The following is a 26930-nucleotide window of genomic DNA, read 5'->3' as shown; positions in this document are numbered from 1 at the left end:
GTAACTGTAGGGCAAGTTACGCAAATTACACTTTAAGTGGCCGAGCCTAGGCATAGCTTGACCCGGATCAAACGCCAGTTGCCCTGTTCCTTTTCTGACGCCTCATCCCGATATTGGTCAGCGATTACAGGATGTTGGACATTTCGCTCTCCGTCTTCGCGCATCGGCTTCCCTCTGCAAGACCCCCAGCAATCCGGGAAGTGCGCCAGGTTTTAGCAGCGGCATCCGACAAACCCGGCCGGTATCATATTACTTAATTGACGCCCTGAAGGCCCTTTCGCCGTTGATCTCGACGGCGGTAACATTTGGTAGTTATGTGCAATCGGGACCTTGTGGAGAGGACGCCATGGATCGTTACATCGCGAGGTCGAACATCGATCACTACCTCACTCGGTTGAACGGCAGTGATCTCGCTCCTGATAGCCGAAGCACGATCACCAAGATGCTGATCGCCGAAGAGGACAAGCTCAGCCACGACCTGGAACAGATCGAGTTCGCCGAGAGCCGCGCCGCAGCCGGACGCAAACGCGTCGATCAGATCCGTAACCTGCGCGGACGATTTGCCTTCGGGACGCCGGAGCGACAAGAAGCCGACAGGCTGCTGGTGAACGTCGAGAATTTGCAGACTCTGCTGGAGGACTTTTGTCATCGCTTGCACGCGAGGATCAAATCAAGCGGTCTTTAATTCTCCCGTCTCGCTTCTGCTGTTTTCCCAGCCCCATCGTCCTTCCCCGACGGAAACACCGGTTCGCTCGACGCGCGTAGCTTCGCCTCACCCTGCTGCAAGACCTTCAGGATCAAATCCCGATGCGCAACATGTTCGACCTGCAGCCTTCTGAAGGTCGCTAATGTTGCAAGGGCCTGCTTGGTATCATGGCCGTCGCGATCCAACTCGGCGACGCGCCGTTCCTGAAGCAGAATGTGGCGCTCACCACTAGCCACCGCTTTTTCCGCAATGGCGAGATGAGCCAGCTCCATTTCTCTATTCATGGCCTCTTGCTCTGGCGAGGTTCGTGTTCGCCAAAACTATCGTTCAGCCGGCCCTCGGGATTTGAGATAGCGCAAGAGTGGCGACGAAGGCGGTATCGGTCCATCGGCCATCCCACGCTCCGCAAGCCGCGGTCGCGCCTCATTCGGCCGTCCGTTCAATATTGCCCCGCCCAGGGGCAAGCCCAACGTTCCCCGGCGCGCCGCACCGTCATGCGGCAACGGATTCGCTTTCACCGCTGCGCTTACCGAGCAATGGTGCAAACTGCTCGGCCGTGACCGTCTCATTTGCGATCAACAGTTCGACGCCAGCGTCGAGATCGACTCGCCGGCGCTGCAGGATATCCCGGGCGCGGCGGTCTCCTTCCTCGATCAGGTTGCGGACGGCGAGATCGATCTCGCGGCCGGTTGCCTCGGCCGCCGCTACGATCTTGTCCTGCGCCGCCAGGAGAAACGCTTGCGGCTTGGCAGCATAGGTGCGCTGTCCGACTGTCTCGTCCATGCCGTACTTGGTCACCATTTCGATGGCGATTTCGGTCGCACGTTGAAGATCATCGGCTGCGCCGGTCGAGATCGCGCCGTCGAAGATCAGGTGCTCCGAGGCGCGCCCTCCCATCAGAACCGCGATGCGGTTCTTCAGCTCCTCGATGGTCAGTAGGAACCTGTCTTCGGTCGGACGCTGGATTGTGTATCCGAGCGCGCCGATGCCGCGCGGGACGATCGACACCTTCTGCACGGGGTCGACACCGGGCAGGCCGGCCGCAACGAGCGCATGGCCCATCTCGTGATAGGCGACCCGGCGCCGTTCGTCCTTGCTCAGCACCCGGCTCTTCTTCTCGATGCCGGCCACGATCCGCTCGATCGCGGTGACGAAATCGTCGAACGTGACCTCCTCTCCACTCCGCCTGGTCGCAGCGATCGCGGCTTCATTGATGAGGTTGGCGAGGTCCGCGCCGGTAAAGCCAGTCGTGAGGCCCGCCACCTTGTCGAGATCAACGTCTTTGCTCAACCGAATCTTGGGGGCGTGCACCTTCAGGATCGCAACGCGCCCGATCTTGTCCGGCCGGTCAACGAGGACCTGTCGGTCGAACCTGCCGGCCCGCAGCAGCGCCGGATCCAGGACCTCGGGACGGTTGGTCGCCGCCAGCAGAATAACGCCAGCGCTCGGGTCGAAACCGTCGAGCTCGGACAGCAGCTGGTTGAGGGTCTGCTCCTTCTCGTCATAGCCGCCGAACGATTGCGGCCCGCGGCTGCGTCCCAGCGCGTCGAGCTCGTCGACGAAAATGATGCATGGGGCGGCCTTGCGGGCCTGCTCGAAAAGATCCCGCACCCGCGCAGCGCCGACCCCGACGAACATCTCCACGAATTCGGACCCCGAAATCGAGAAGAACGGAACGCCGGCCTCTCCCGCCACGGCGCGGGCCAGCAGCGTCTTTCCTGTCCCCGGCGGTCCGACCAGCAAGATTCCCTTGGGGACATGCGCCCCCAGGCGGCCGTAGCTGGTGGGATCCCTCAGGAACGAGACCACCTCCTGGAGCTCGAACTTCGCCTCGTCCACGCCGGCGACATCGGCGAAGGTGACCTTGATGTCCTTCTCGACGTAGACCTTTGCGCGGGATTTGCCGATCGCCATCAGCCCGCCCAGGCCCTGGCCGCCCCCGATGCCGCGGCCGAGCCAGAACCAGATCAGGAAGAAGGCGATCACCGGGAAGATCCAGGACAGCAAACTCTGCAGCGCGCCACCGCCGGGAACGCCGGTGACACGCGTTCCCTTCGCGGCGAGCTTATCGGCCAAGGCCATATCGACACGGGCGGTGATGAAGGCGGACTTGCCGCTCGGAAGCGGCTCTTTCAATTTCCCCTGAATCGTATCGGAGCCGACCGAGACCTCGGCGATCTTGTCCTGGGCCAGCAGCTGCTCGAATTGGCTGTAGGGAATGGTTTCGGTCGAATTATACGTGGCAAGGCCGAACTGCAGCATGACGAGCAGCAAGCCACCCGCGACAAAGGCAGCCAGTGCCATGCCCGGCTTCCGTGAACCTTGATCGGACTCCAACCTGCTTCTCCTATCACCGTCAACAACGCGAATGGTAATAGGAGCGGGCGACCGTCGCTTGATTCAGCTCAACACCGCGGCCAGCTCACATTCGGGCGATCGGAAAAAGGGGAGTTGCACAAACGCGACCGGCTCACCGGACGCGGATGCCCGTCGCGATCAGAAATGATCGCGGCGATGTGCGCCGACGCGGCTAACAGCGATCCGGCCGCGCCCGCCCGCAGGAGGCCTGACGTGAAAACCGCTGCGCCAGCAAGGGTTTGGCGACCTGGTCTCTTCGATTAGGGAGGAAGCAGAAAATGCGCATCCGAAATCACTCCAATCTTCCCTATGGCGCTCCTCCTGTCGGACTGCGGAGGCCTTCATCAGGGTTAGGAACCTCCACGGCATGCTCGCATTGCCCGTCTTTCTCGCGCGAAAGCACTGGTCCGGATTACGCAAGTCGCACACCACCACAGTGGTGCATGGCAGCGATGGCCACGTGAACAAGCGGCGAAGCCGAGGATGATGGATGTTTGAAGACCTGCGCGCGATCATTCAGCCCGGCGCGATCTTCGCTGTCCTGATCGTGCTGGCCCTGATGGGAGCGGCCGACGCGGCCATCTTCATCGCGACCAGAGGGTGGCCGTTCTAATCGGGCAGTCCGATGGTTGATGTTGGACTTATCATCTTCCAGGGGTGGCCGCCGATCCTGCGAAGACATTGACCGCATTGACGATGTCGGCGCGATCGTGCTTGCGGCCGACGGCACGTTCAGCGTCATCAAGCAGCTCGGATCCGGCGCCTCCGCGCTTGCCGACGTCCCGGAGCTTGCCGGCTCCAACTCCGCCAACCGCTCCGACGACGAATAGGAACCTTCATACGATTAACCGGTTCGCCTGCAATAGGGGTGCACGGCGAACATCGATGCCTGTCCGGATACGAACGGCTCTGCTGCCATTTGCAACGTTGCCGCTGGCCGCTTGCGCCGGCCGGCAGTCCGCGCTCGAGCCGCAGGGGTTTCAGTCCCAGCAAATTCTCCAGACTTTCTTCATCTTCCTGATCGTGGCGGCCTTCGTCTGGACTGCCGTCGTGATCGTGCTTTGCGTCGGCATGCTGCGCCGGAAGCGCGGGGCCGAGCAGCCGCTTGCGCTGCACCAGTCCTTTGAGCGGACCAGCGGTCGCATCGTCTTCGTGTTGGGACTTGCGACCCTCGTCGTCGTGCTCGGGCTTTCGATCGTCAGCTATGCCGGTCAGCGCACCGTCTTCGCCAAGGACGAGCATGCTCTCACCCTCAAGATCATCGGCCATCAATGGTGGTGGGAGGTCCGTTACGAGGACGACAGCCCCGACAAGAGCTTCGTGACCGCGAACGAGATCCGGATTCCGACCGGCCAGCCGGTGAAGGTCGAGCTGGAGTCCGCTGACGTGATCCACAGCTTCTGGGTGCCGAGCCTGACCGGGAAGATGGACCTGATCACCGGGCAGAAGAACGAACTGCAATTCACGGCGAAAAATGCCGGCGTCTATCGCGGCCAGTGCGCCGAATTCTGCGGTCTTCAGCACGCGCATATGGCCTTCGCCGTGCTCGCGCTGTCGCCGGACGAATTCGGTCGCTGGCGCGACCACGAAAATCAGAGCGCGAGCAGCTCGATCGACCCGCTCGGCAAGCAGGGCGAACAGCTGTTCCGCGCAAGAGGCTGTGCGCTTTGCCACACCATCCGCGGCACGCTCGCAGGCGGGCAGCTGGGCCCGGACCTCACCCATATCGGCAGCCGCACGACAGTTGCAGCCGGGACGCTGCCGATGTCGTCGGCAACCCTCGCCGCCTGGATTGCCGATCCCCAGCACATCAAACCCGGAAACTCTATGCCGAAGATGCCGCTGCAGTCGGACGAGCTCATCGCGATCCTTCACTATCTGGAGCAGCTCAAGTGAGCATGGTGGCCGAGCAACGCGAGCTGCGCGACGATGCGCTGAACGGTCTTCAGCTTTCGACGCGGCTCGAGAGCATCTGGCGCACGCCGTCCGGCTTTCTCGGCGCGCTGAAGTCGGTGGACCACAAGGTGGTGGGGCGCCGCTACATCGTCACGGCATTCGCCTTCCTGCTGCTCGGCGGATTTCTCGCGGTTCTCATGCGCATTCAACTCGCCGGCCCCGAGAAGACGTTCCTGTCGGCGGACAAGTACAACCAGATCTTCACGATGCACGGCTCGACGATGATGTTCCTGTTCGCCGTGCCTGTCATGGAGGCATTCGCCGTCTATCTCGTGCCGCTGATGGTCGGGACGCGGAGTATTGCCTTCCCGCGCCTGAATGCCTTCAGCTACTGGATGTTCCTGTTCGGAGGCTGCTTTCTCTGGATTTCCTTCGCGCTCAATGTCGGCCCCGATGTCGGCTGGTTTGCCTATGTCCCGCTGTCCTCGCTGCAGTACACGCCGACGAAACGGCCGGACGTGTGGGCACAGATGATCACCTTCACCGAGGTCGCCGCGCTCGCCGTTGCCGTCGAGATCGTCGTCACCGTGTTCAAGCAGCGCGCGCCCGGCATGACGCTCGACCGCATCCCCCTCTTCGTCTGGGCGATGCTGGTCACGGCGTTTCTCGTGATGTTCGCAATGCCCTCGATCATGGTGGCATCGACGTCGCTGATCCTCGACCGCCTCGTCAACACGCGCTTCTATGACTCCTCCTCGGGCGGGCATCCTCTGCTCTGGCAGCACCTGTTCTGGTTCTTCGGCCATCCCGAGGTCTACATCATCTTCATCCCCGGCACCGGCATGGTCTCGGCGATCCTTGCAACCTTCGCCCGGCGTCCCGTCGTGGGTTATCCCGTCGTCATCCTCTCGCTGATCGCGACGGGCTTCCTGTCGTTCGGCCTGTGGGTCCACCACATGTTCGTGACCGGACTGCCCCAGCTCGGCGCCGGCCTGTTCACGGCCTCCAGCATGCTGATCGCGGTGCCGAGCGGGCTGCAGATCTTCTGCTGGCTGGCGACGCTGTGGGATGGTCGCCCGGTCTATCGTACCCCGCTGCTGTTCGTGATCGGCTTCATCGTGATCTTCGTCATGGGTGGACTGTCGGGCGTGATGGTCGCCTCGGTGCCGATCGACACCCAGGTGCACGACACATATTTCGTCGTCGCCCATTTTCATTACGTTCTGATCGGCGGCGCGGTGTTCCCGCTCATCGGCGCCGTCTATTACTGGTTTCCCAAGATCACCGGCCGGATGCTGAGCGAGAGGCTCGGACGCTGGAATTTCTGGCTTGCCTTTGTCGGCTTCAATGTCGCGTTCTTCCCGATGCACATCCTCGGGCTGATCGGAATGCCGCGGCGCGTCTATACCTACACCGCCGACATGGATTGGGCGCACCTCAATCTGCTGTCCAGCGGCGGAGCTGCGATTTTTGCGCTCAGCTTTGCGCTGCTGCTCGTCAATGTGATCTCCAATCTTCGCAGCGGCGCGCTCGCGGGGGACAATCCCTGGGGTGCATCGACGCTGGAATGGGCAACATCCTCACCGCCGCCACCGCAGAACTTCGATCGCATTCCGGTGGTCAAGCACCGCGATCCGCTCTGGCTCGACAATGCGAGCCTTCCTGTCGTCGCGGGCCTCAGCGTGGAACGGCGAGAGGTGCTGTTGACATCGCTCGCCGAAGCGGAGCCGCAGATCCGGGAGGCGTCTCCCGAGCCGAGCCTCTGGCCGCTGCTGACGGCGATCGCGACCACCGTGTTCTTCATCGGCTCGATCTTCACGCCTTGGGCAGTGCTGTGGGGGACACCACCGATGGCCGTCACCCTGATCGGCTGGTTCTGGCCGGCCGGCAACAAGGAGGACGAGGAGTGAGACAGACCATCGTCCGCAACGTCTCCGACCTGCCGACCTATGGCTATGGCCCGCGAAGCGGCCCGTGGTGGGGAGCCATGGGCTTCATGGCGCTGGAAGGTATGGGGTTTGCCATCGCCATCGGCGCTTATCTGTACCTGTACGCCGTCAATCCCGACTGGCCGATCGGCGCCACGCCGCCCGATCTGTGGCCCGGCACCGCCGAAACCATCATCTATCTCCTCAGCATCATTCCGAACGAGATGACCAACCGCGCGGCCCATCGGCAGGACCTTCCGAAGGTGCGCACAGGCCTGATCGTGATGTCGTTGATCGGCATTGCTCTGCTTGTGCTGCGCAGTTTCGAGTTCGCCCATCTCAACACCCGCTGGGATAACACCGCCTATGGATCAATCGTCTGGCTGATCCTCGGACTGCATACGACTCACCTTGCTACCGACGTCGGCGACACGATCGTGCTCGCGGTGCTGATGTTCACCCGCCATGCCAAGCCGCGCCGGTTCAGCGACGTCACCGACAACGTGTTCTACTGGAACTTCGTCGTGCTGGCGTGGCTGCCGCTCTATGTCCTGCTCGACTGGGTGCCCCGCCTATGACCGCTACTGAACGACGCACGAAACTGCTCTATTGGGCCGGCGTCGCGCTCGGACCGCTCGCCTGGGGCATCAACCTGCAAGGGGTCTACACGCTTGCGCATTTCTCGTGCGAGACGACGAGGCTGACCGGTACGATCATGAGCGTGATCCTCGCCGTTGTCGCCCTCGCCGGCACGGCAATCTCCGCGCGCGCGGTCCGGCGAGGCGCCGGAGCGGAGTGGACCGATCCGCAAGGCGGTGGCCCCCACACCTTCATGGCCTGGCTCGGCGTCGGCTCGGGCGTGCTGTTCGCGCTTGTCATTGCCAACCAGCTCGCAGCATCACTGATGATCAGCCCATGCCTGCGCTGAGCCTGCTGGCGGTCCTGCTTGGCCTCATGGCAGCGCCTGCAATGGCGCATGGCATCGGGGACGTCGACACGGGCTCGCTGTGGAGCTTCGATCCCTGGCTACTGGCGCCGCTCTATGTCGTCGGCATCGGCTTCTATGTCGGCACACAGCGACTCTGGCACCATGCCGGCGGCGGCCGTGGCGTCAGCTTTCGCCAGGTCGGCGCCTTCTGGACCGGATGGCTGGTCGTCGCGCTCGCCCTGACGTCGCCGCTGCATTGGCTCGGCGAGCGCCTGTTCACCGCGCACATGATCGAGCACGAGTTGCTCATGGTGGTCGGCGCGCCGCTGATGGCCTTCGCCCGGGTCAACGGGCCGATGATGTGGAGCCTGCCCGCCTCGGTTCGTCCGGCGGTCGGCCGCTCGCTCACTTGGCCGCTCGTGGCGAAGCCATGGGCGCTCGTCAGCCATCCCGTCAGCGCGACGGCCCTGCATGGTCTGGCGCTCTGGGCTTGGCATGCACCGCCGCTTTATGCGTGGGCGCTGGAAAACACCGCGATCCATCGCCTCCAGCACATCAGCTTCTTTGCCACCGCGCTGTTGTTCTGGTGGGTGCTGTTGCATGGCCGCGGTGTCGGACGCAGCCTGCGGCTGCGGGACGGCATCGCGATCGCCTGCCTGTTCGTCACGATCCTGCATTCCGGCGTCCTCGGAGCACTGCTGACGCTGTCGACACGCATGTGGATCCCGGGTCAGGGCGCTCTCGCCGGCGAGTTCGGCTTGTCCCCGCTGGAGGATCAGCAGCTCGCGGGCATCCTGATGTGGGTGCCCATGGGCATGCTCTACACCGGCGCGGCACTGTTCTTCGCCTATCGATGGCTCACCGCGTTTCCTGCGCACTCCCACATTCCTGCGGCTCGGCATGCCGGCTGAACGACCTGGGGCGGCGAAGATAGGAACCGCAGCTGTGATGCAACGTTCGCCAACCTACTCTCGACCATCCCGTGGAGGCCATATGGGGAAGCGAACCGTCCTGGCGACCGTCATCCTCGCGGCTGTGCTTGCGATGCCGCAAGGCGCAACCGCGCAAGACCAGCCGCGCCCGGGAATGTCCTGTCCGGTCGACCATGAGCAGCTGGCGGACATCCTCAAGAAAAGCGTCAAGCCCGGCGGCGGACCCAGCAACGGCGGCCTCGACAACAATGAGTGGGCTGCCGTGGTGAACCGGCAGGGCGTGGTTTGTGCCGTCGCCTACAGCGGCAGCAAGGTCGACGACCAATGGCTCGGCAGCCGCGCGATCGCTGCCGAGAAGGCCAACACGGCGAATGCCTTCAGCCTGAAGAACAAGGCGATGGCCACTGCCAATCTCTACGCGGGGGCCCAGCCGGGCGGCTTCCTGTTCGGCGCAGCGCTCAGCAATCCGCCGTCTCCGGAAGTTATCTATGCGGGCACGCCGGAGGAGTTCGGCACGGCAAAAGATCCGATGGTCGGCAAGCCCGTCGGCGGCGTGATCGTGTTCGGCGGCGGGCTCGCGCTCTATGACGGCAACGGCATTGCCGGCGCGCTCGGCATCAGCGGCGACAGCTCCTGTGCCGACCACAATGTCGCCTGGCGCGTGCGCCACCTCCTCGGTCTCGATCGCGTGCCGGCCGGCGTCAGTCCCAATATGAAGGACGCGATCATCTACGACATCGGCCCGGACGGCAAAAGCCCGTCGGGCTTCGGCCATCCCAAGTGCAATGGCAAGGAGGACCAGATCGCGGTGGATCTCGGTGCCGGCGTCTCTGGAAATGTGGTGAGATAGCGACGCTCAGCAGAGCTTAGGAACCAAGCAAGAGCGCAACGTTTGTACGTTCGCAAACCGGCCTGCAACGCGGCAAGGCCCCCATGCCGTGGAGATCTACACTTATGTTAAGTTTCGGCCTCAAGCAGTTGCTGTGGGGGATACTGAGTACGCTCTGCGCAGTTCTCGCCTTGCTGTCGCCTGGCATTGCTCAGACCGATCTCGCCGGCCGCATGAAGGACCCCGGCCAGTGGCCGATGGCAGCACGTGACTACGCCAACACCCGTTACAGCGAGCTCGACCAGATCAACGCAAGCAACGCCTCGCGCCTGCAGCTGGCCTGGACCTTTTCGATCGGAGCGGATCGTGGCCAGGAGGCGGCGCCCCTCGTCGTCGATGGGACCATGTATGTGGTTGGCCCCTATGCCGGCCCCCACCCCAACCGTGTATTTGCGCTGGACGCGACTTCGGGCGAACTGAGATGGTCTTATGCGCCGAAGCCGCAGCCTGCCGCGGCGGGCGTTGCCTGTTGCGACGTCGTCAATCGCGGGCTCGCGTTCGACAATGGCAAGGTCTTCCTTAACACGCTGGACAATCACTCGGTCGCGCTCGATGCCAAAACCGGCAAGGAGCTTTGGCACACCAAGCTTGGCGAGATCAACAAGGGCGAGACCATCACGATGGCGCCCGTCGTGGTGAAGGGCAAGGTCCTCATCGGCAACAGCGGCGGCGAGATGGGCGTGCGCGGTTGGGTCACCGCGCTTGACGAGAACACCGGAGCTATTGCCTGGCGCGCTTATGCGACGGGCCCTGACAAGGACGTCCTGATCGGCGACGACTTCAAGCCGTTCTACGATAACCTCAGAGGCAAGGACCTTGGCGTCAAGAGCTGGCCTGCCGACCGATGGCAGGTTGGGGGCGCCACCATGTGGGGTTGGATTTCCTATGATCCCGACCTCAACCTGATCTATTACGGCACCGCCAATCCCAGTCCCTGGAATGCGAACCAGCGCAGCGGCGACAATCTCTGGAGCACGACGATTTTCGCGCGCGATCCCGATAACGGACATGCGAAATGGGCCTATCAGGTCAACCCGCACGACCTGTTCGATCATGACGAGATCAACGAGAATGTGCTGGTCGATCTCGAGCTCAATGGCCAGCCGCGCAAGGTGCTGATCCATCCCGGCCGCAACGGCTACATGTACGTCATGGACCGCGCCACCGGCGAAGTGATCTCGGCCGACGCCTATGAATTCGTGAATGCCTATAAGGGCGTCGACCTCAAGACCGGCAAGATCATCCCCAACGAGGAGAAGACCCCGTTGGTCGGCAAGACCGTCGAGAACATCTGCCCGACCGCGCCGGGCGCTAAGGATTGGCAGCCCTCCTCGTGGTCACCCCGCACCAGGCTGCTTTACGTTCCGCATCAGCATCTCTGCATGAATTTCAAGGCCTCACAGGTCGGCTACATCGCCGGCACGCCCTATGTCGGCGCCGATGTCGACATGTATGCCGGCCCGGGCGGCCATCGCGGCGAGTTCATGGCGTGGGATCCGGTTGCGCGCAAGAAGGTCTGGGAAATCCACGAGAAGCTGCCGGTGTGGAGTGGCGCGCTGGTAACTGCAGGCGATGTCGCGTTCTACGGAACGATGGACCGTCTGTTCAAGGCGGTGGATGCAAAGACGGGCAAACTGCTCTGGCAGTTTCGTGCCGGCTCAGGATTCATTGGCCAGCCGATCGCCTATCGCGGTTCGGACGGGCAGCAATACATCGCCATCCTCTCGGGTGTCGGCGGCTGGCCCGGCGCGGTGGCGAATGCGGAAGTCGATCAGCGAGTTCGCAATGGCGCGCTCGGCTTCACCGGTGCCATGCAGGATCTGCCGTTCTACACCGCCGGCGGCAGCGAACTTCTGGTGTTCAAACTCGGCGGCGCCAGCAATCAGGACGGCAGCCATGCGCCTCCGCAGTGATTGCGCCGGTCTTGGTCTTGCTCTCGCGCTTGTCGGCCTGATCGGAACCGCATCGCCGGCATCGGCCATGGCGGATGGCGAGCTTCGTGTCTGCGCCGACCCGAACAATCTGCCTTTTTCGAACAGCACCGAGGCCGGCTTCGAAAACAGGCTGGCATCGATGGTGGCGGAGGCGCTGGGACGGTCGGTATCCTACACCTGGTGGGCGCAGCGTCGCGGCTTCATCCGCAATACGCTGCGGGCCGAGATATGCGACGTCGTGATGGGCGTGCCCTCCGGCTACGAGCTCGTGGAGACCTCAAAACCCTATTATCGCTCGAGCTACGTCTTCGTCAGCCGCCAGGACGAGCATCTTGATCTGTCATCCCTGCTCGACCCGCGTCTTCATCGTCTCTCCATCGGCGTGCACCTCGTCGGCGACGACGGCAACAATCCACCGCCGGCGCAGGCGCTTGGCCAGCTCGGCATCGTCGACAATGTCCGGGGGTACTCGATTTATGGGGACTATCGACAGGCCGATCCGCCCGCGCGCCTGATCGAGGCGGTCGAGCACGGCGAGATCGACGTCGCCGCGGTGTGGGGTCCGCTGGCTGGCTATTTCGCCGAGCATTCCAAGGTGCCGCTGACCATCACCCCGATCCAGGATGGCGATCGGTTCGCGCCTCAACGGTTCCAGTTCGCCATTTCGATGGGTGTTCGCAAGGGCGACCACGTCCTGCGCGATCAGTTGAACGCATTCATTGACCAGCATCGATCCGATATCGCCGCACTGCTCCGGAGTTACGGCGTGCCCGTGGTCGAGGAGCCGGCGACGGCATCAGGAGGACATGAGTGATATCTGCTTCATGTTGGCGCGCGAGCGCGATATCGCTGCTGCTGGCGACCACGCCGAACGACGTCGTGCTTGCCCAGCAAACCCTGCCGCAATCCCAGGAGGCGCAGATGCCGACGGTGGCACCGCGCCCGAATTTCGGTGGCAGCGTCGGCAATGGCCGGCCGGGCGTGTTCATGCAGGTGCCGGTGACCACGCTCTTCCCAGGCGCGCAGCCGGATCCGCCTCAGATCAAGAACCCGGTGCAGGGTGATCCCAACGCCGAGCAGCGCGGCATGACCTATTTCGTCAATTTCAATTGCGTCGGCTGCCACGCCCCGAACGGGGGTGGCGGCATGGGCCCGGCGCTGAGCAACAATCTCTTCACCTACGGTTCGCAGCCAGAGAACATCTACCTGTCGATCTACCAGGGGCGGCCCAACGGCATGCCTGCCTGGGGCGGCGTGCTGCCCGACAGCGTGATTTGGGACCTCGTCACCTATGTCGGCAAGATCAGCAACGAGCCCAGCCGGCAATGGGGCCGCACCTTCTCGGCAAATCCACTGTCGCCTGAAGTCGAGCAGGTCCCGAGTGAGCAGGTTTCGACGACCGATCCGTGGTCTGCCACCAAGAGCTTCAACTTCGGTCAAAGGCCCTGATGGAAAAGCGGAGCAGCCGATGGTCCATCCAACGACACGATTGCTCATCGTCTCGCTGCTCGGGATGACGGCTGCCGCCTGCGAGCCAGGCAAGGCCGCAGGCCCCGAAAATTTCGCCGGCGATGCGCGCCGCGGCACCGATCTGGTGAAACAGTACCAGTGCGGCAGCTGTCACGACATTCCCGGCATCGCCGGTGCCGACGGCAATGTCGGCCCGCCGCTCCGCCGGATCGGCACCCGGACCTACATCGCCGGCTACATCCGGAACTCGCCGGACAACATGGCCGACTGGATCGAAGACCCACAGCGGGCGTTGCCGGGCAACGCCATGCCGAGAATGGGCATCCCGCAGAAGGACGCGCGCGACATCGCGGCGTTTCTCTATACGCTGAAGTGAAGCACATGAACCCGATCCATCGTTTGGCGAACTTGTTCCGCATCGCGCCTTTGCTCGCCATCACCATTGTGGTTGTCGCCATCATGGGATTGAGCCTCGTTGCCGGCGGCGCCTGGCTCGCCGTGCTTGGCGGCTCCGTTTATTATCTCGTCGCCGGCATCATGCTGCTGCTCACCGCCTGGCTGCTGGCACAACGTCGTGCCGAGGCGCTCTGGGTCTATGCCGCGCTGCTGCTGGGCACGATGGCATGGGCGATCTGGGAAGTCGGATTTGATTTCTGGTCGCTGGCCCCCCGCGGCGACGTGCTCGCGCCGCTGGGCGTCTGGCTGCTGTTGCCCTTTATCGCTCGCCGTCTGGCGCCCAATCTGCGCGGCGCGCGGTGGGCGCTCGGGCTCGTCCTGATCGCGGCAGCCGGCGTGCTCGCCCTCGCCCTGGTGCGCGACCGCCACGACCTTGCCGGCTCCGTGCCGGACAGCCAGACGACGGGCGCCGTTGCCGCTTCTGAAGCAGCCCCGCTCACCGCCGGCAAGAACTGGACGGCCTATGGCGGCAGCGGCTTCGGCACGCGCTATTCCTCGCTCGGCCAGATCACCAAGGCCAATGTGAAGGATCTCAAGCTCGCTTGGGAATTCCGCACGGGCGACCACAAGGGACCTGATGATCCCGATGAGATCACCAACCAGGCCACACCGCTCAAGATCGGCGATCTCCTCTACACCTGTTCGCCGCACCAGATCGTGTTCGCGCTCGATGCCGCGACCGGCCAGCTGCGCTGGAAGTTCGACCCGCAGGTCCAGCACAACAAAGCCTTCCAGCACATGACCTGCCGCGGCGTGTCCTATCACGCGACGAAGCCCGGCGCGGTCACGGTCGACGGCGCTCCGGCTCCCACCGATTGCGCGGAACGCATTTTCGTGCCGACCAATGATGGACGGATGTTTGCGCTGGATGCCCAGACCGGCACGCCTTGCGCCAACTTCGGCAAGCAAGGCCAGATCGACCTCAAGGAGGGAAGCGAGATCCAGACGCTCGGCTTCTACGAGGGCACCTCGCCGCCTGTGGTGACCGACAAGGTCCTGATCGTCGGCGGCGCCGTCATCGACAATTATTCTGACCGCGTCCCCTCGGGCGTCATCCGCGGCTTCGACATCTATTCCGGGCGACTGGTCTGGGCCTTTGACGCCGGCAATCCCGATCCGAACGAGATGCCATCGGCCTCACACCATTTCACGGCCGGCTCACCGAACTCGTGGAGCATCTCGGCGGTCGATGAAAATCTCGGGCTCGTCTATGTCCCGCTCGGCTCGAGTTCGCCGGACATCTGGGGTGGCGGTCGTTCGCCGGCGAAGGAGCGCTACGATTCGGCGCTGATCGCCCTCGACATCGCCACCGGACAACTGCGCTGGTCGTTCCAGAACGTGCACCATGATCTCTGGGACATGGACATGCCCTCGCAACCGAGCCTGGTCGATCTGCGCTCGAACGGGAGTACCACGCCCGCGATCTACATCCCGGCAAAGACCGGCGACATCTTCGTGCTCGACCGCCGCGATGGCCACCAGCTGGTGCCCGCGCCGGAGAAGCCGGTGCCGCAGGGCGCCGCGTCCGGCGACCGGCTGTCCCCCACCCAGCCCTTCTCCGAACTGAGCTTCCGTCCGCCCGGCATGCTGACGGACGCGCAGATGTGGGGCAGCACGATGTTCGACCAGCTCGCCTGCCGCATCAAATTCAAGCGGCTGCGTTACGAAGGACCGTTCACCCCACCATCGGAGCAAGGCACGCTGGTCTTCCCGGGCGATTTCGGCATGTTCGAGTGGGGCGGCATCGCTGTCGATCCGAAGCGCCAGATCGCCATCGCGAATCCGCAATCGATTCCGTTCGTCTCCCGCCTCGTGCCGCGGGGAAAGGACAATCCGGCCGCGCCGAACGCAGCGCATCCGCCCGGCACCGAACTCGGCGTGCAGCCGATGTATGGCGCCCCCTATGGCGTCGATCTCGGCATCTTCCTGTCGCCGCTCGGCATCCCCTGTCTCGCTCCGCCGTGGGGCAATATCGCGGCCATCGACCTCCGGACGCACAAGGTTGTCTGGCAACACCGCATCGGCACGATCCGCGATCAGGCTCCTCTGCCGCTTCCCTTCAAGCTCGGCGTTCCCATGCTGGGCGGACCGATCGTGACCGCAGGCGGCGTCATCTTCATCACGGGGACGATGGACGACTACATCAGAGCGTTCGACGTCGGCGACGGCAGGCAACTCTGGCAGGATCGCCTTCCCGCCGGCGGCCAGTCGACGCCGATGACGTATGAGGCTGGCGGCAAGCAATATGTCGTGACGGTCGACGGCGGCCACGGCTCGTTCGGCACCAGGCTCGGCGATTACGTGCGGGCCTACGCGCTGCCGTGACGTCCGTTGCTATGTCCCGACTGTGTCCGGCGCCGCCTTGCCCCGATCCGCCGGCGTGGACGAGCAATAGCCGAGGCGGCAAAGGCAGCGCACGCAGCTAATCCAACGACAGCGAGCCCGTTGCTGATAATCCCGGCCGGCGGAAGCTGCTTCCGCGCCAGCCAGCCTCCGTCAACCGACGTGCCTGGCGGGGACGCCTCGATCATGCTGCCCTCGCTGATCGGTGCGCGGCGGGCGCGCGACAGCAGGAAGCGGAACGCGCCACCCAGCAGATACTCGGTGAGTTTCGGCGCAACTGCATAGGCCACCTGGCCGGCCCGCGCGGGCCATCCGACGGCCACTTCGTCGCGCGGCGCGCGAACAAGGTTGACAAAAGTCTCCGCGACGTCGTCCGACTGGTACAGCAGCGGACCCGGATCCAGCCGCTTGCCGGTCATGTTGGCCCCGTGGACGAAGCCAGGTGTATCCACCATCGCCGGGAACACCCCGCAAACATGGATGTTGGGATGCGCACCAAGCTCCTGGCGCAGGCTGGCCGTGAACCCGCGCAGGCCGAACTTGCTCGCGCTGTAGGCGGCGGCAAACGGGGTCGGCGCCCACCCTCCGAGCGAGATGTTGTTGATCAGCATGCCCCGGTTCTGGCGCAGAAAGATCGGAAGGACAGCGTAGGCGCCGTGCATGGTTCCGAGCAAATTGACCTCGATGGTCCGGCGATGCAGCGCAAGATCAGCGTCCTGATAGGCGCCGAACACACCGGTACCGGCATTGTTGATCCAGACGTCGATGCCCCCGAATGCATCCTCCGTCTGCCTGGCCAGTCGCTGCACCGCCTCGGCATCGGTGACATCGGTCGGGACCGCCACGGCACGACCTCCCAGTGCCTCGCACTCCGCAGCGAGGCCGCTCAGGATTTCGCCGCGCCGTGCGGCGAGAGCCACGCTCGCGCCTTCCCGCGCAAACGCCAGCGCCGCAGCACGGCCAATTCCGCTGGATGCCCCCGTGATGACAACGCGCGTGCCCGCCATCGGTCGGGACATCGCGCGCGAGGCGGGCGTGGGAAGCAGCCATCGCAGCGAGCGACGGAGCCGCTCGGTTGCTCCGGTGTCGAACCAGTCGCCATGCGCAAAAATCGCCCGCTCCGGCGCAAGACCGATGAGCCGCTCTGCCGCCGCCTGCACCGCCCGGCCGCCGAGACGCAACAGCAGCCGTAAATAGACCGGTGCCTTGCCATCGGGCTTGGCGATGCCAAGCAAGCTTGCGGCTGTCTGATTTGACGGAGGAAGATCATTGGTATCCAGGTTCTGCACGAGATCCGTCAGGATCAATGTGCGACTGCGCCTGTCGAATATCTCCACCTCGGAAAACATCGGCGCATTCACGGAGATGATCTCGAGCTCCCTCGACCATTCTGACGGAGTGGCCTCGCCAAGCTCCCGGTCAATGCGAAGGCCTGCCTCCCGCACCTGCTTCCGCGCCGAGAGGCCTCTTGCTGCGTAGGTCCTTGCCTGCGGCAATTGCCTTTGCCATTCGGGTAGAAACATCCAGTGCGCAACGTTCGGCGCCAGCAGATATCTGATCGTCCCTAGACGATCGAGCTCTTCGCGCAGAGCGTGCGAATATCGCACCGGCGAGTGCAGGATGAGGTCGCCATTTGACAGCCGGATCACCGTCATACGAACAGGCAGAACCAGCCCCGCCGCGCTGATCGGCGCGTCGTCGGCGATCCAGATGTCGTCCGTCACCCTCGTGAGGGTGGCAGTCGATGGAACGGTACTAGAGCTTTGCATGAGCGTCTTCCGGTCTGGATCCTACCCAAGTCCCCGGATAGGACACCCGTTCCTCGTCACCACGCTGCATGGCCGACGCTTCCGACGCCGCGCTGGAACCTGCTCGCCGACCAGGGTGGACCTGGTTCCGGACAAGCTGCTTCAGCACGACAGCGGCCGACGTTGCAGCGGCGGCGACGAGAATCCCCGCTCAAAACACCCCATTGACCAACTTAGGTCATCCCCAGGCGGGCGGAGCCCGCAGGAACATTGAAGACGGGCAGGCGTCGACCTGCATCCGATGATCCATTCTCTCAATTCGCACGAATGCATCAAAGGTTAATGCCTGCCTTTTGCGACTTGACCCAAACTGCACGTGGGCGACGTGCGATCGGACGACCAATGCAGACTGGATTTACCTTCTCCAAGCTCGCCGATCATCTGGCGAGCCTTGGCGACATAAGTGTTGACGATCTCGATCTCCTGGCAGAGATGCCGAGCACGATTGCGCACTTCAGTTCGCATCAGACGATCCTGCGCCACGGCGACGATAACCATCGATGCTGCCTGCTGCTCCAGGGCTATCTATCCTGGCAGGACGCCGAAGGGACGGACGGGCAGATCACGTCGATCTCGGTCCCCGGCGACATTGCCGATCTCCAGACGTTGTACCGGCCCCGCATCCATGGCAACCTCATTGCGCTCGGCCCCGCTGTGGTCGCGCTGGTGCCGCATCACTTCTTTCGCGAGGTATCTGCACGCTCGCCTACGATGGCGCGTACTCTGCTGCTGATGCTGCTTCGAGACCACGCCATACAACGCAACTGGACGATTAACCTCGGCAGCCGCGATGCCCTGACGCGCGTGGCGCACCTGCTCTGCGAGATCACGACCCGCCTGCAGAATGTCGGACTCGCCAAGGATTTCAGATTGTCCTCGCCGTTTACCCAATCCGACCTCGCCGCGGCCTGTAGCATCTCCCCGGTTCATGCCAACCGTACCATCCAGGAGTTGCGCCGCTGCAACCTGCTGCAATGGCATGGCAAGACATTGACGATCTCCGACTGGCCGGGACTGGTCCGGCTGGCGGGCTTCGATGCCGCCTATCTCGGCATCCAGCCGCGGGACCAAGGTGCGCGATCAATCCAACCGGCTAAAGGCGCCGTTGCGCTGGCGTGATGAGGTTCACGCGAGTGTTTGCATGCTGCTCCAAGGCTTCTCGTACTTCCGAGATCACAGCGCCCCAATCCCCGGTCGTCTTCTGGCGAAACAGCCGCAGGCTCGGATACCAGAGCGAGCGGCACCCGGACGAGGGCCATCGCCAGTCGCAGTCGGCATGCAACAGCACCCAGGCTTCGCATCCGAGTGCGCCGGCCAGATGTGCGATCATGGTATCGACGCAGATGACGAGGTCGAGCCGGCGGAGCAGATGGCCGAGCGTCGCGATGTCGGGCGTGCTGATGTCCAGCGCCCCGATCTGCGCGAGCTCTTCGATGGCTGCATTTGCCTGAAGCGAGTGAAGCGCTACGCCAGGAATAGCGAGAGGTCGCAACATGGCCGGTGGAATTGCGCGCCGCTTGTCCCATTGACCGACCTCCCAGATCAGACCGACGGCCAATCCTTCAGGGTCGACCGAGGCAGGCACGCTTGTCGGCGGTAGCGTCAAATAAGGCGCGCGCATCTCGATCCGCTCTCGCCCGACCTTCAGCGCCTGCGGCACCTCCATGATTTCGATATCCACCTCGAAATCAGTTTCGGGCGCCCCGTCGTGGAGCGCAAGCACGCGGTCGACGCCTGCAGTGCGCTCCACCAGCGGCAAGAGTTCCGCCTGGCACCAGACCGTGACGCTGCGCGCCACGTCCTGGAGAGGCGGCATGAAGCGCAGGAACTGGAGGGTGTCGCCGAGCCCGTGATAGCACCGGACGAGCACATGCTGGTCCGCGAGAGGCTCCCCGCGCCAGATCCGCTGGAGATGCCGCGGACCGGTGTGCTTGGGCGGATGCGGCGTCGCCGCGAGATCGCGGTCGTTGATGGCCCAGGCGCGCGCGAAATCGCCCGCGCGCATCGCCTCCACCCAATCGCTCGCCACCGCCGGCGATCCGGCTAGCGGCGGACGAACTTGTGGAAACGGCTGAGCTTGCCGTCCTTGGTGCGATCCTGGTGCAGGAAGGCGATGCCGGCTTCGTCGAACTTGTCGAAGAACTCGTCCCAACCGATGCGATCGAGTGCTTCGTCCGGCGGATCGAAATCGATGCGCAGGATGCCGGCATGGCCGTCCTCCTCGGTTGCCTTGACCGTCGCCGGCTGCCCGCCGCGCTCATCCACCCATCTGCGGATCGCCGCGTGATCGGTGGTCTGCTGGGCTTCGCTGTTCTGGGTCTTGGACGTCATGTGGCACCTCGCTTGTTGGCAGCCTGGCAATGCCAGGGCATCACACCGGGCTATTTGCGGTGAAACGCAGGCCGGCAAGATTTGTTCTTCACGGCACGACACGGCTCATTGCGAGACGACCAGCATCATCTTCTTCATCTTCATCCAAGATGATCTTCGTTCCCCTCGAGCAGCGGCGGATTCTATCCCAGGTTAAGGGCGCTGCATTTTCTTGCCCGGAATCGATCCGCCTGGGGCGGCGGCGTCTCCAGCACAGGAACGAACATACCTTCCGATACGTTCGCCGACCTACTTACGCTGACGCCGTGCGTCTTCCCGGAGGTTTTCGTCCATGCATTCCCGTCTTCAGGACAGGCGCCGCGTGCGCGTCGGCATCGTCGGCGTCGGCAACTGCGCAAGCTCCTTCGTCCAGGGTCTCACCTTCTATCGAAATGCCAAGTCGAATGAGCCTGTGCCCGGCCTGATGAACGTTGATCTCGGCGGATACCACATCAGCGATATCCAGATCGCATCGGCCTTTGACGTCCATGCCGCCAAGGTCGGGCGCGACGTCTCCGAGGCCATCTTTGCCAAGCCAAACAACACGCACCGCTTCGCTGACGTGGATCAAACCGGCGTGATCGTACAGCGCGGCCCGGTCATGGACGGTATCGGGCACTATCTCGAGGATGACGTTCCGATCGCCGACGTCCCGGAGGCCGACGTTTCGGAAGTCCTGGCGACGTCACGAACCGACGTTTTGGTGTCATACCTGCCCGTCGGCTCCCAGCGCGCAAGCGAATGGTACGCGGCGCGCGCGATCGAGGCCGGCTGCGGCTACGTCAATTGCATTCCCGTCTTCATCGCGTCCAATCCGGACTGGCGGCGGCGGTTCGAGGACGCGGGCCTTCCGATCATCGGCGACGACATCAAGAGTCAGGTCGGCGCCACCATCCTGCACCGCGTGCTTGCCAACCTGTTCCGCGATCGCGGCGTGCGGCTGGACCGCACTTATCAGCTCAATGTTGGCGGCAACACCGATTTCAAGAATATGCTCGAGCGAGAGCGGCTGACCTCGAAGAAGATCTCCAAGACCCAGGCCGTCACCAGCCAGTTCGACGTCCCGATTGATCCTGACAACATCCATGTCGGACCGAGCGATCATGTGCCCTGGCTCACTGACCGCAAGCTCGCGTTCATTCGGCTGGAAGGAACGACGTTCGGCGGCGTTCCCTTGAGCGCCGAGGTCAAGCTCGAGGTGTGGGACTCCCCGAACTCGGCGGGCGTCGTGATCGACGCCGTCCGCTGCGCAAAACTTGCGATGGACCGCGGTCAGGGCGGCGCCCTGACCGGCCCCTCCAGCTATTTCATGAAGTCGCCGCCGCAACAGTTCACCGACGACGAGGCCGGGCGGCGAACCCGCGCATTCATCGACGACAAGGCGTACAGCTGATGGCCGAGATCATCCACCTTGTCCGCCATGGCCGTCATGCCCTGCTCGGCCGCACGCTGTGCGGCCGGATGGACGGCGTCACCCTCGATGACATCGGCTGCAGCGAGATGGCGCGCTGCGCGACCAACGTCAGTCCGCGGCCGTCCTTGATCCAGTCGAGCCCGCAGCGACGCTGCATGCAATCGGCCTCCATCCTGGCGGCGCATTTCGGACTGCCGATCGAGATCGTTCCTGCCGTCGACGAGCTCGACTATGGCGAATGGACCGGCAGGTCCTTTGAGGAGCTCAGTCGTGACCCCCGATGGTCGCGCTGGAACAGGCGGCGCGGCAGCGCGCGCCCTCCGGGCGGCGAGAGCATGCGATCGCTTCAGAGCCGTGTCGTCAGCCATCTGGAGCAGCTGCGCCATGACCCTGTTGCGGGCACCGTGATCGTCGTCAGTCATGCCGAGCCGATCCGTGCGGCCCTGCTGCACTACGCCCGCATGCATCTTGATGCCTTTCTCTCGATCGAGATCGATCCTTCCAGCATCAGCACTCTCAGCGCCTACCAAAGCGGGCTCAGGATCACCGGAATCAATCAGCAGGTGCCGGCGTGAAGATCGTCATTTTCGGCCTCACCATCTCCTCTTCCTGGGGCAACGGCCACGCGACCCTGTGGCGCGGTCTCTGCAAGCATTTGACGCGCCTCGGGCATACCGTGGTCTTCTACGAGCGCGACGTGCCCTATTATGCCGGTGCCCGGGACTTCAATGAGTTGCCCGGTGGGCAGCTGCGGCTGTTTTCGAATTGGGGCGAGACCCGCTCCCTGGCCCGCAGCGACATCGGGGATGCCGATGTCGCGATTGTGACGTCTTACTGTCCCGACGCGATTGCGGCGACCGACCTGATCATGTCCGAGGGACGAGCCGTTCCCGTCTTCTATGATCTGGATACGCCGATCACGCTGGCGCGGCTCATGGCGGGTGAAACCGTTTCCTATATCGGCCAGCAAGGCCTACGGGATTTCGCGCTCGTCCTCAGCTTCACGGGCGGACCGCGCGTGGTTCACGAATTCCGCGAGCGGCTCGGCGCCCGCGACATCCGTCCCCTGTACGGCCATGTGGATAGCGATATTCACCGGCCGGTGCCCTCCCAACCACATTACCGTGCGGATCTGTCTTACCTCGGCACCTACTCCGACGACCGCCAACGCGGGCTCGAGGCTCTATTCGTCGAACCGGCGCGGGCGCGACAGGATCTGCGCTTCCTGATCGGCGGAGCGCAATATCCCGACGACTTTCCATGGTCGCCCAACATCTATTTCGTGCGGCATCTGCCGCCATCGGAACATGCACCTTTCTTCGCGTCCTCTCGCCTGACCCTCAACGTCACGCGCAAGGCCATGGCGGAGATGGGCTGGTGCCCCTCCGGCCGTCTGTTCGAGGCCGCGGCCTGCGGCGTCCCACTGCTGAGCGACCACTGGCCAGGCATCGAGGAATTCTTCGCGCCCGGCAGGGAGATCCTGATTGCCCGTGACGCGCAGGACACCTTGGCCGCGCTCGCGATACCAAGCCCGGAGCTGCAGTCCATTGCCCAGTGCGCCTATGAGCGCACAATGGATCAGCACACCTCCGACAAGCGCGCCCGTGAGCTGGTGTCCCTGCTCGAGCAGGCGGCATCCAGCGGCGCGCGTCAGCAGCAGCAATCCGAGGAGGCCTGAGCATGTGGGGCATCGTTCCGGCAGCCGGCCACGGCAGCCGCATCCAGCCGCTGGCTTTCTCCAAGGAGCTACTGCCTGTCGGCAGCCGGCGCGACGACGGCACGGAGCGTCCCTGCGCGGTCTCCGAATATCTGCTGGAGCGTCTGATCCTCGGCGGCGCGGACAAGATCTGCTTCGTGATCTCCTCAGGTAAATCCGACATTCTGGAATATTTCGGCGACCACTATGGCAGCGCCCAGCTCGCCTATGTCGTCCAGCCCGACGCATCCGGCCTCTGCGATGCCGTCTTCAGGGCCGGCACCGTGGTCGGCCATGACGAGGACGTCGTCGTCGGCCTGCCTGACACCGTCTGGTTTCCAAAGGCCGCGCTACAGGCCCTGCCCGATGCCGATCTCTCCTTCCTGCTCTTCCCGGTCGAGCACCCGGAGTTTTTCGATGCCGTCGTTCTCGACGGCGATCATGTGCGTGAAATCCAGGTCAAGCAGCCGACTCCGGCATCACGGTGGATCTGGGGCGCATTCAGGATGTCAGCAGCCGGCTTTCGCCAATTGCACGCACTCTGGATCGACCGGGACAAACAAGACGAATATTTCGGCACGTTGGTCAATGCCTATCTCCAGGCCGGTGGCACCGGCATCGGGATCAAGGCAGGCGAATCCTATGTCGATGTCGGGACCGTCGACGGCTATCGCACCGCGATGGCTCTTCTCGCGGAGAGCAGCGGCATGGACGGCCGGTCGAGATTGCGGGCCGGGGCCTCGACCGATGGAGTCCGATCGATCGCCGCAACGAACAACGGAGCAACGGCATGACGGGAGCGCTGCTCACGCGCGAGGAAATTCGCAGGCGCGTCGACGCGCTCGGTCCGTGGTTTCACAACCTCGACCTCAACGGCGTGCCGACCGCGCCCGGCCATTTCCTCGGCGATTATCCCAATGTGAAATGGCGCCGCTTCTCCGGAATCATTCCGGACCGCCTCGAAGGCAAGACGGTGCTCGATATCGGCTGCAACGCGGGCTTCTACGCCATGGAGATGAAGCGGCGAGGCGCCGAGCGCGTGCTCGGGCTCGATACCGACGAGGAGTACCTCGCACAGGCGCGCTTCGCCGCCGAGGTGAACGGCCTCAGGATCGAATTCCGCCGGATGTCGGCCTATGATGTCGGACAGCTCCGCGAGAAATTCGACCTCGTCATCTTCATGGGCGTGCTCTACCATCTGCGCCATCCGCTGCTGGCGCTGGATCTCATCCACGAGCACGTCGCCAAGGACCTCCTGCTGTTTCAGTCGATGCAGCGAGGCGACAGCCGTGTCGATGCGATCGACAAGAACTACGATTTCTGGACCACCGACCAATTCGATTCCAGCGGCTATCCCAAGCTCCACTTCATCGAGCACAAATATGCCGACGACCCCACCAATTGGTGGGTGCCGAACCGGGCCTGTGTCGAGGCCATGCTGCGCAGTGCGGGCTTTGCCGTCACTGCGCATCCGGAAGACGAAGTCTATCTCTGTAAGCGGACGGAGCGGCCACAAGCCGACGGGCCCGTCTATCCATCCCGGAGCACAAGCTGATGATCGAGGCCGCCAAGATCTGGAACGAGCCGAACAACAAGTCGCATTGGGATCTTCAGATCGACCCGGATTGGGTCATGTTCGCGGATCTCGCCATCACCGCCGGCAAGGCGATCCGCAGCGCACGGTCGGCGCTGCCCATCGTGCTCGGCGGCATCTCGCCGATCGATCCGTCCTTCATGCGCAAGATGCAAAGCCGCGGCGTGCTCGACAATTTCGATGCGGTCGCCGTGCACGGCTTCCCGCTCGACTGGAACCTGTGGCAGATCGGCGAGTGGCCGGCCAAGCTCGAGGAAATCAAGGCGGTCACCACCCTGCCCGTGTGGGTGACGGAGGTCGGCGTCTCCTCGTTCGGCGCCGAAGAGGTGCAGGCCTGGGGCCTGTCGCGCACCGCCGAGCTCCTGATCGGACGCGCACCGCGCATCCATTGGTACAGCCTCTACGACCTGCCCTCGGCCTGGGAAGCAACGACACGGCACAAGGAAGCCGAAGGCTCCTCCTACTACCGCCATTTTCACATGGGCCTGCTGCGCGAGGACGGCACGCCGAAGGCCGCCGCCGACCTGTTCGGCGAATATGCGCCTGCCATGGGTCTCTGCCAGTGGTTCCACTTCGAGGATCATCGGCTCCAAGACGCGGTGCAGTGGATGCGTCGCCTCGGCGTGACCCATCTCAGGACAGGGCTGTCGTGGGCCGACAGCTTCCGCCCCAATGCGCTCGACTGGTTCGACCGCCAGATGGCGGCGTTGGCGGAGTTCCAGGTTACAGTCACGTTCTGCTTCACGCCCGAGCATCGAGGCATCGAACCGCATCACACCAGCCCGCCACTCGACGTCAACGAATTCGCTGATTTCTGCGCATCGATGGTCGATCGATACTGCACCAAGACGGGCTTTGCGCCTTCCTCACCGCTGGTTGATCCTCGCATCAGAGAGCCGTCATGCGTGCCCTGATCCTCGTCATGGACTCCGTCGGCATCGGTGGCGCGCCCGATGCCCCGCGCTACGGCGACGACGGCGCCGACACCATCGGTCACATTGCGGAGGCTTGCACGGCTGGGCGCGCCGACAGCGCCGCCCGCGAGGGGCCGCTGCGGCTTCCCAATCTCGTCGCGCTAGGCCTCGGCGAAGCCTGCCACCTCGCCACTGGGAGCGTGCCGCAAGGACTGGAGGGCCACGCCTGGCACCGGCAATTCGGATGTGCCAGCGAGATCTCGAAGGGCAAGGATACGCCTTCAGGTCATTGGGAGATCGCCGGGGTACCCGTGCCCTTCGACTGGGGCTACTTCCCGCGAACGACGCCGTGCTTTCCCGCGGATCTGACAAAGGCCTTCTGCGATCAGGCCGGGTTACCTGGCATCCTCGGTGACTGCCACGCCTCCGGCACGGAGATCCTTGCCGCGTTCGGCGAGCGTCACATGCAAACGGGGATGCCGATCTGCTACACGTCGGCCGATAGTGTGTTCCAGATTGCGGCGCACGAAGAGACTTTTGGTCTCGAACGCCTCTACGGCATCTGCACGATTGCAAGACGGCTGATCGATCCTCTCAACATCGGCCGCGTCATTGCCCGGCCGTTCATCGGCACAGGCGCGAGCGACTTCAAGCGGACTGCGCACCGCCGCGACTTTTCGGTACCGCCGCCCGGAACCACCATGCTTGACCTCGCCGCAAGCGACGGCCGTGACATCGTGACAATCGGCAAGATCGACGACATCTTCGCCCATCGCGCGACCGGACGAAACCTGCGCGGCGACGGCAACATGGCGCTGTTCGATGCCACCCTGAAAGGGCTGGCGAGCCTTGCCGATGGGGGATTGCTGTTCGCCAACTTCATCGATTTCGACACGCTCTATGGCCACCGCCGCGACGTCGCGGGCTATGCCGCGGCACTCGAAGCCTTCGATGATCGCCTTCCCGAGCTATTGTCCCGCCTGCGCAGCGACGACCTTCTGATCATCACCGCCGATCACGGCTGTGATCCGACGTGGCCCGGCACCGATCACACCCGCGAGCAGGTGCCGATCCTGGCCTGGACGGCGCAAGCTGCCGCGCAGATCGGCCGTCGCGACGGCTTTGCCGATATCGCCGCGACCGTGGCAAAGCATCTGGAGCTGCCCGCTCTCCTGCACGGCACGCACTTCTAACCGCAGTTCGTTAGTCGCGGCTCGTGCGCGGATTCACCTAGGTTATTGATCCAGGTTAGAGAAATATTCGTTTGTACAATTTCGAGGAACGAACATTCCTT

The 26930-nt window shown here is 63.7% G+C and carries 27 protein-coding genes; 22 read left to right on the top strand and 5 right to left on the bottom strand.

The window, feature by feature from the left end; genetic code table 11:
• Positions 1-346: 346 nt before the first annotated feature.
• Positions 347-685 (top strand): hypothetical protein, encoded by a 339-nt coding sequence (locus P6U31_RS11120; protein ID WP_407188326.1) that lies wholly within the window; start codon positions 347-349, stop codon positions 683-685.
• Here the strand turns inward: P6U31_RS11120 and P6U31_RS11115 are convergent.
• Together P6U31_RS11115 and ftsH are read right to left on the bottom strand one after the other, a co-directional pair.
• Positions 682-990: a hypothetical protein gene (locus P6U31_RS11115; RefSeq protein ID WP_407188324.1), complete on the bottom strand. Its 309-nt coding sequence runs from the start codon at positions 988-990 to the stop codon at positions 682-684. The two genes, P6U31_RS11120 and P6U31_RS11115, sit on opposite strands and share 4 nt — an antisense overlap.
• Before the next feature lie 208 nt (positions 991-1198).
• Entirely contained in the window at positions 1199-3010 is a 1812-nt protein-coding gene (gene ftsH, locus P6U31_RS11110) for an ATP-dependent zinc metalloprotease FtsH (protein ID WP_407188323.1), read from the bottom strand.
• A 544-nt stretch (positions 3011-3554) separates the two neighbouring features.
• Here ftsH and P6U31_RS11105 point away from each other — a divergent pair.
• From P6U31_RS11105 to P6U31_RS11045, 13 genes are all read left to right on the top strand, one after another.
• On the top strand, positions 3555-3677 hold the full coding sequence (locus tag P6U31_RS11105) for a hypothetical protein (RefSeq protein ID WP_407188321.1): 123 nt from the start codon (positions 3555-3557) through the stop codon (positions 3675-3677).
• A 19-nt stretch (positions 3678-3696) separates the two neighbouring features.
• The gene (locus tag P6U31_RS11100) at positions 3697-3894 is read left to right on the top strand and encodes a hypothetical protein (protein ID WP_407188320.1); all 198 of its coding nucleotides are present in this window, start codon (positions 3697-3699) and stop codon (positions 3892-3894) included.
• A gap of 55 nt (positions 3895-3949) precedes the next feature.
• Positions 3950-4960 carry a cytochrome c oxidase subunit II gene (gene coxB, locus P6U31_RS11095; protein ID WP_407188319.1) on the top strand — a complete coding sequence of 337 codons (1011 nt, stop codon included), beginning with the start codon at positions 3950-3952 and terminating at the stop codon, positions 4958-4960.
• 2 nt (positions 4961-4962) lie between these two features.
• Positions 4963-6870, top strand: a complete 1908-nt coding sequence (gene ctaD / locus P6U31_RS11090) for a cytochrome c oxidase subunit I (RefSeq protein ID WP_407189819.1) — start codon at positions 4963-4965, stop codon at positions 6868-6870.
• On the top strand, positions 6867-7466 hold the full coding sequence (locus P6U31_RS11085) for a heme-copper oxidase subunit III (RefSeq protein WP_407188318.1): 600 nt from the start codon (positions 6867-6869) through the stop codon (positions 7464-7466). The genes ctaD and P6U31_RS11085 overlap by 4 nt, the downstream gene beginning before the upstream one ends.
• Entirely contained in the window at positions 7463-7816 is a 354-nt protein-coding gene (locus tag P6U31_RS11080) for a hypothetical protein (protein ID WP_407188316.1), read from the top strand. Before P6U31_RS11085 ends, P6U31_RS11080 begins: the two co-directional genes overlap by 4 nt.
• Positions 7804-8727, top strand: coding sequence for a cytochrome c oxidase assembly protein (locus P6U31_RS11075; protein ID WP_407188315.1), 924 nt, complete (start codon positions 7804-7806; stop codon positions 8725-8727). The genes P6U31_RS11080 and P6U31_RS11075 overlap by 13 nt, the downstream gene beginning before the upstream one ends.
• Before the next feature lie 82 nt (positions 8728-8809).
• Positions 8810-9598 (top strand): heme-binding protein, encoded by a 789-nt coding sequence (locus tag P6U31_RS11070; RefSeq protein WP_407188314.1) that lies wholly within the window; start codon positions 8810-8812, stop codon positions 9596-9598.
• Positions 9599-9702: 104 nt separating this feature from the next.
• Positions 9703-11550, top strand: a complete 1848-nt coding sequence (locus P6U31_RS11065; RefSeq protein ID WP_407188312.1) for a methanol/ethanol family PQQ-dependent dehydrogenase — start codon at positions 9703-9705, stop codon at positions 11548-11550.
• Positions 11534-12385 carry a substrate-binding domain-containing protein gene (locus P6U31_RS11060; RefSeq protein ID WP_407188311.1) on the top strand — a complete coding sequence of 284 codons (852 nt, stop codon included), beginning with the start codon at positions 11534-11536 and terminating at the stop codon, positions 12383-12385. Before P6U31_RS11065 ends, P6U31_RS11060 begins: the two co-directional genes overlap by 17 nt.
• Positions 12385-13020 carry a c-type cytochrome gene (locus P6U31_RS11055; protein ID WP_407189818.1) on the top strand — a complete coding sequence of 212 codons (636 nt, stop codon included), beginning with the start codon at positions 12385-12387 and terminating at the stop codon, positions 13018-13020. Before P6U31_RS11060 ends, P6U31_RS11055 begins: the two co-directional genes overlap by 1 nt.
• A gap of 19 nt (positions 13021-13039) precedes the next feature.
• On the top strand, positions 13040-13417 hold the full coding sequence (locus tag P6U31_RS11050) for a c-type cytochrome (RefSeq protein ID WP_407188310.1): 378 nt from the start codon (positions 13040-13042) through the stop codon (positions 13415-13417).
• A gap of 5 nt (positions 13418-13422) precedes the next feature.
• Positions 13423-15822, top strand: a complete 2400-nt coding sequence (locus tag P6U31_RS11045; RefSeq protein ID WP_407188309.1) for a glucose/quinate/shikimate family membrane-bound PQQ-dependent dehydrogenase — start codon at positions 13423-13425, stop codon at positions 15820-15822.
• On the opposite strand, the gene P6U31_RS11040 is transcribed toward P6U31_RS11045, so the two are convergent.
• Positions 15807-17609: an SDR family oxidoreductase gene (locus tag P6U31_RS11040; RefSeq protein ID WP_407188307.1), complete on the bottom strand. Its 1803-nt coding sequence runs from the start codon at positions 17607-17609 to the stop codon at positions 15807-15809. The two genes, P6U31_RS11045 and P6U31_RS11040, sit on opposite strands and share 16 nt — an antisense overlap.
• 381 nt (positions 17610-17990) lie before the next feature.
• Here P6U31_RS11040 and P6U31_RS11035 point away from each other — a divergent pair, with 381 nt between their 5' ends.
• The gene (locus P6U31_RS11035) at positions 17991-18767 is read left to right on the top strand and encodes a Crp/Fnr family transcriptional regulator (protein ID WP_407188305.1); all 777 of its coding nucleotides are present in this window, start codon (positions 17991-17993) and stop codon (positions 18765-18767) included.
• Here P6U31_RS11035 and P6U31_RS11030 read toward each other — a convergent pair.
• Together P6U31_RS11030 and P6U31_RS11025 are read right to left on the bottom strand one after the other, a co-directional pair.
• Positions 18742-19677, bottom strand: a complete 936-nt coding sequence (locus P6U31_RS11030) for a hypothetical protein (protein ID WP_407188303.1) — start codon at positions 19675-19677, stop codon at positions 18742-18744. The two genes, P6U31_RS11035 and P6U31_RS11030, sit on opposite strands and share 26 nt — an antisense overlap.
• Before the next feature lie 14 nt (positions 19678-19691).
• Positions 19692-19979 carry a hypothetical protein gene (locus tag P6U31_RS11025; RefSeq protein ID WP_407188302.1) on the bottom strand — a complete coding sequence of 96 codons (288 nt, stop codon included), beginning with the start codon at positions 19977-19979 and terminating at the stop codon, positions 19692-19694.
• A 331-nt stretch (positions 19980-20310) separates the two neighbouring features.
• On the opposite strand from P6U31_RS11025, the gene P6U31_RS11020 reads away from it, so the two are divergent.
• From P6U31_RS11020 to P6U31_RS10990, 7 genes are read left to right on the top strand one after another with little or no spacing between them, the layout of a single operon-like run.
• Positions 20311-21411, top strand: coding sequence for an inositol-3-phosphate synthase (locus tag P6U31_RS11020; protein ID WP_407188300.1), 1101 nt, complete (start codon positions 20311-20313; stop codon positions 21409-21411).
• A complete protein-coding gene (locus P6U31_RS11015; protein WP_407188298.1) occupies positions 21411-22007 on the top strand; it encodes a histidine phosphatase family protein in 597 nt (198 codons plus the stop codon). The genes P6U31_RS11020 and P6U31_RS11015 overlap by 1 nt, the downstream gene beginning before the upstream one ends.
• Positions 22004-23110, top strand: a complete 1107-nt coding sequence (locus P6U31_RS11010) for a glycosyltransferase (protein WP_407188297.1) — start codon at positions 22004-22006, stop codon at positions 23108-23110. Before P6U31_RS11015 ends, P6U31_RS11010 begins: the two co-directional genes overlap by 4 nt.
• Positions 23111-23112: 2 nt before the next feature.
• Positions 23113-23922: a sugar phosphate nucleotidyltransferase gene (locus tag P6U31_RS11005; protein WP_407188295.1), complete on the top strand. Its 810-nt coding sequence runs from the start codon at positions 23113-23115 to the stop codon at positions 23920-23922.
• Positions 23919-24683, top strand: a complete 765-nt coding sequence (locus tag P6U31_RS11000; protein ID WP_407188294.1) for a TIGR04290 family methyltransferase — start codon at positions 23919-23921, stop codon at positions 24681-24683. The genes P6U31_RS11005 and P6U31_RS11000 overlap by 4 nt, the downstream gene beginning before the upstream one ends.
• Entirely contained in the window at positions 24683-25636 is a 954-nt protein-coding gene (locus P6U31_RS10995) for a beta-xylosidase (protein ID WP_407188293.1), read from the top strand. Before P6U31_RS11000 ends, P6U31_RS10995 begins: the two co-directional genes overlap by 1 nt.
• Positions 25624-26829, top strand: coding sequence for a phosphopentomutase (locus tag P6U31_RS10990; RefSeq protein ID WP_407188292.1), 1206 nt, complete (start codon positions 25624-25626; stop codon positions 26827-26829). The genes P6U31_RS10995 and P6U31_RS10990 overlap by 13 nt, the downstream gene beginning before the upstream one ends.
• Positions 26830-26930 lie beyond the last annotated feature (101 nt).

It is taken from the genome of Bradyrhizobium centrosematis, assembly GCF_045571495.1.
GTDB classification, from domain to species: Bacteria; Pseudomonadota; Alphaproteobacteria; order Rhizobiales; family Xanthobacteraceae; genus Bradyrhizobium; species Bradyrhizobium centrosematis.
The sequence above is the reverse complement of the archived record's forward strand: the minus strand, read 5'-3'. Positions and strand labels throughout refer to the sequence as shown.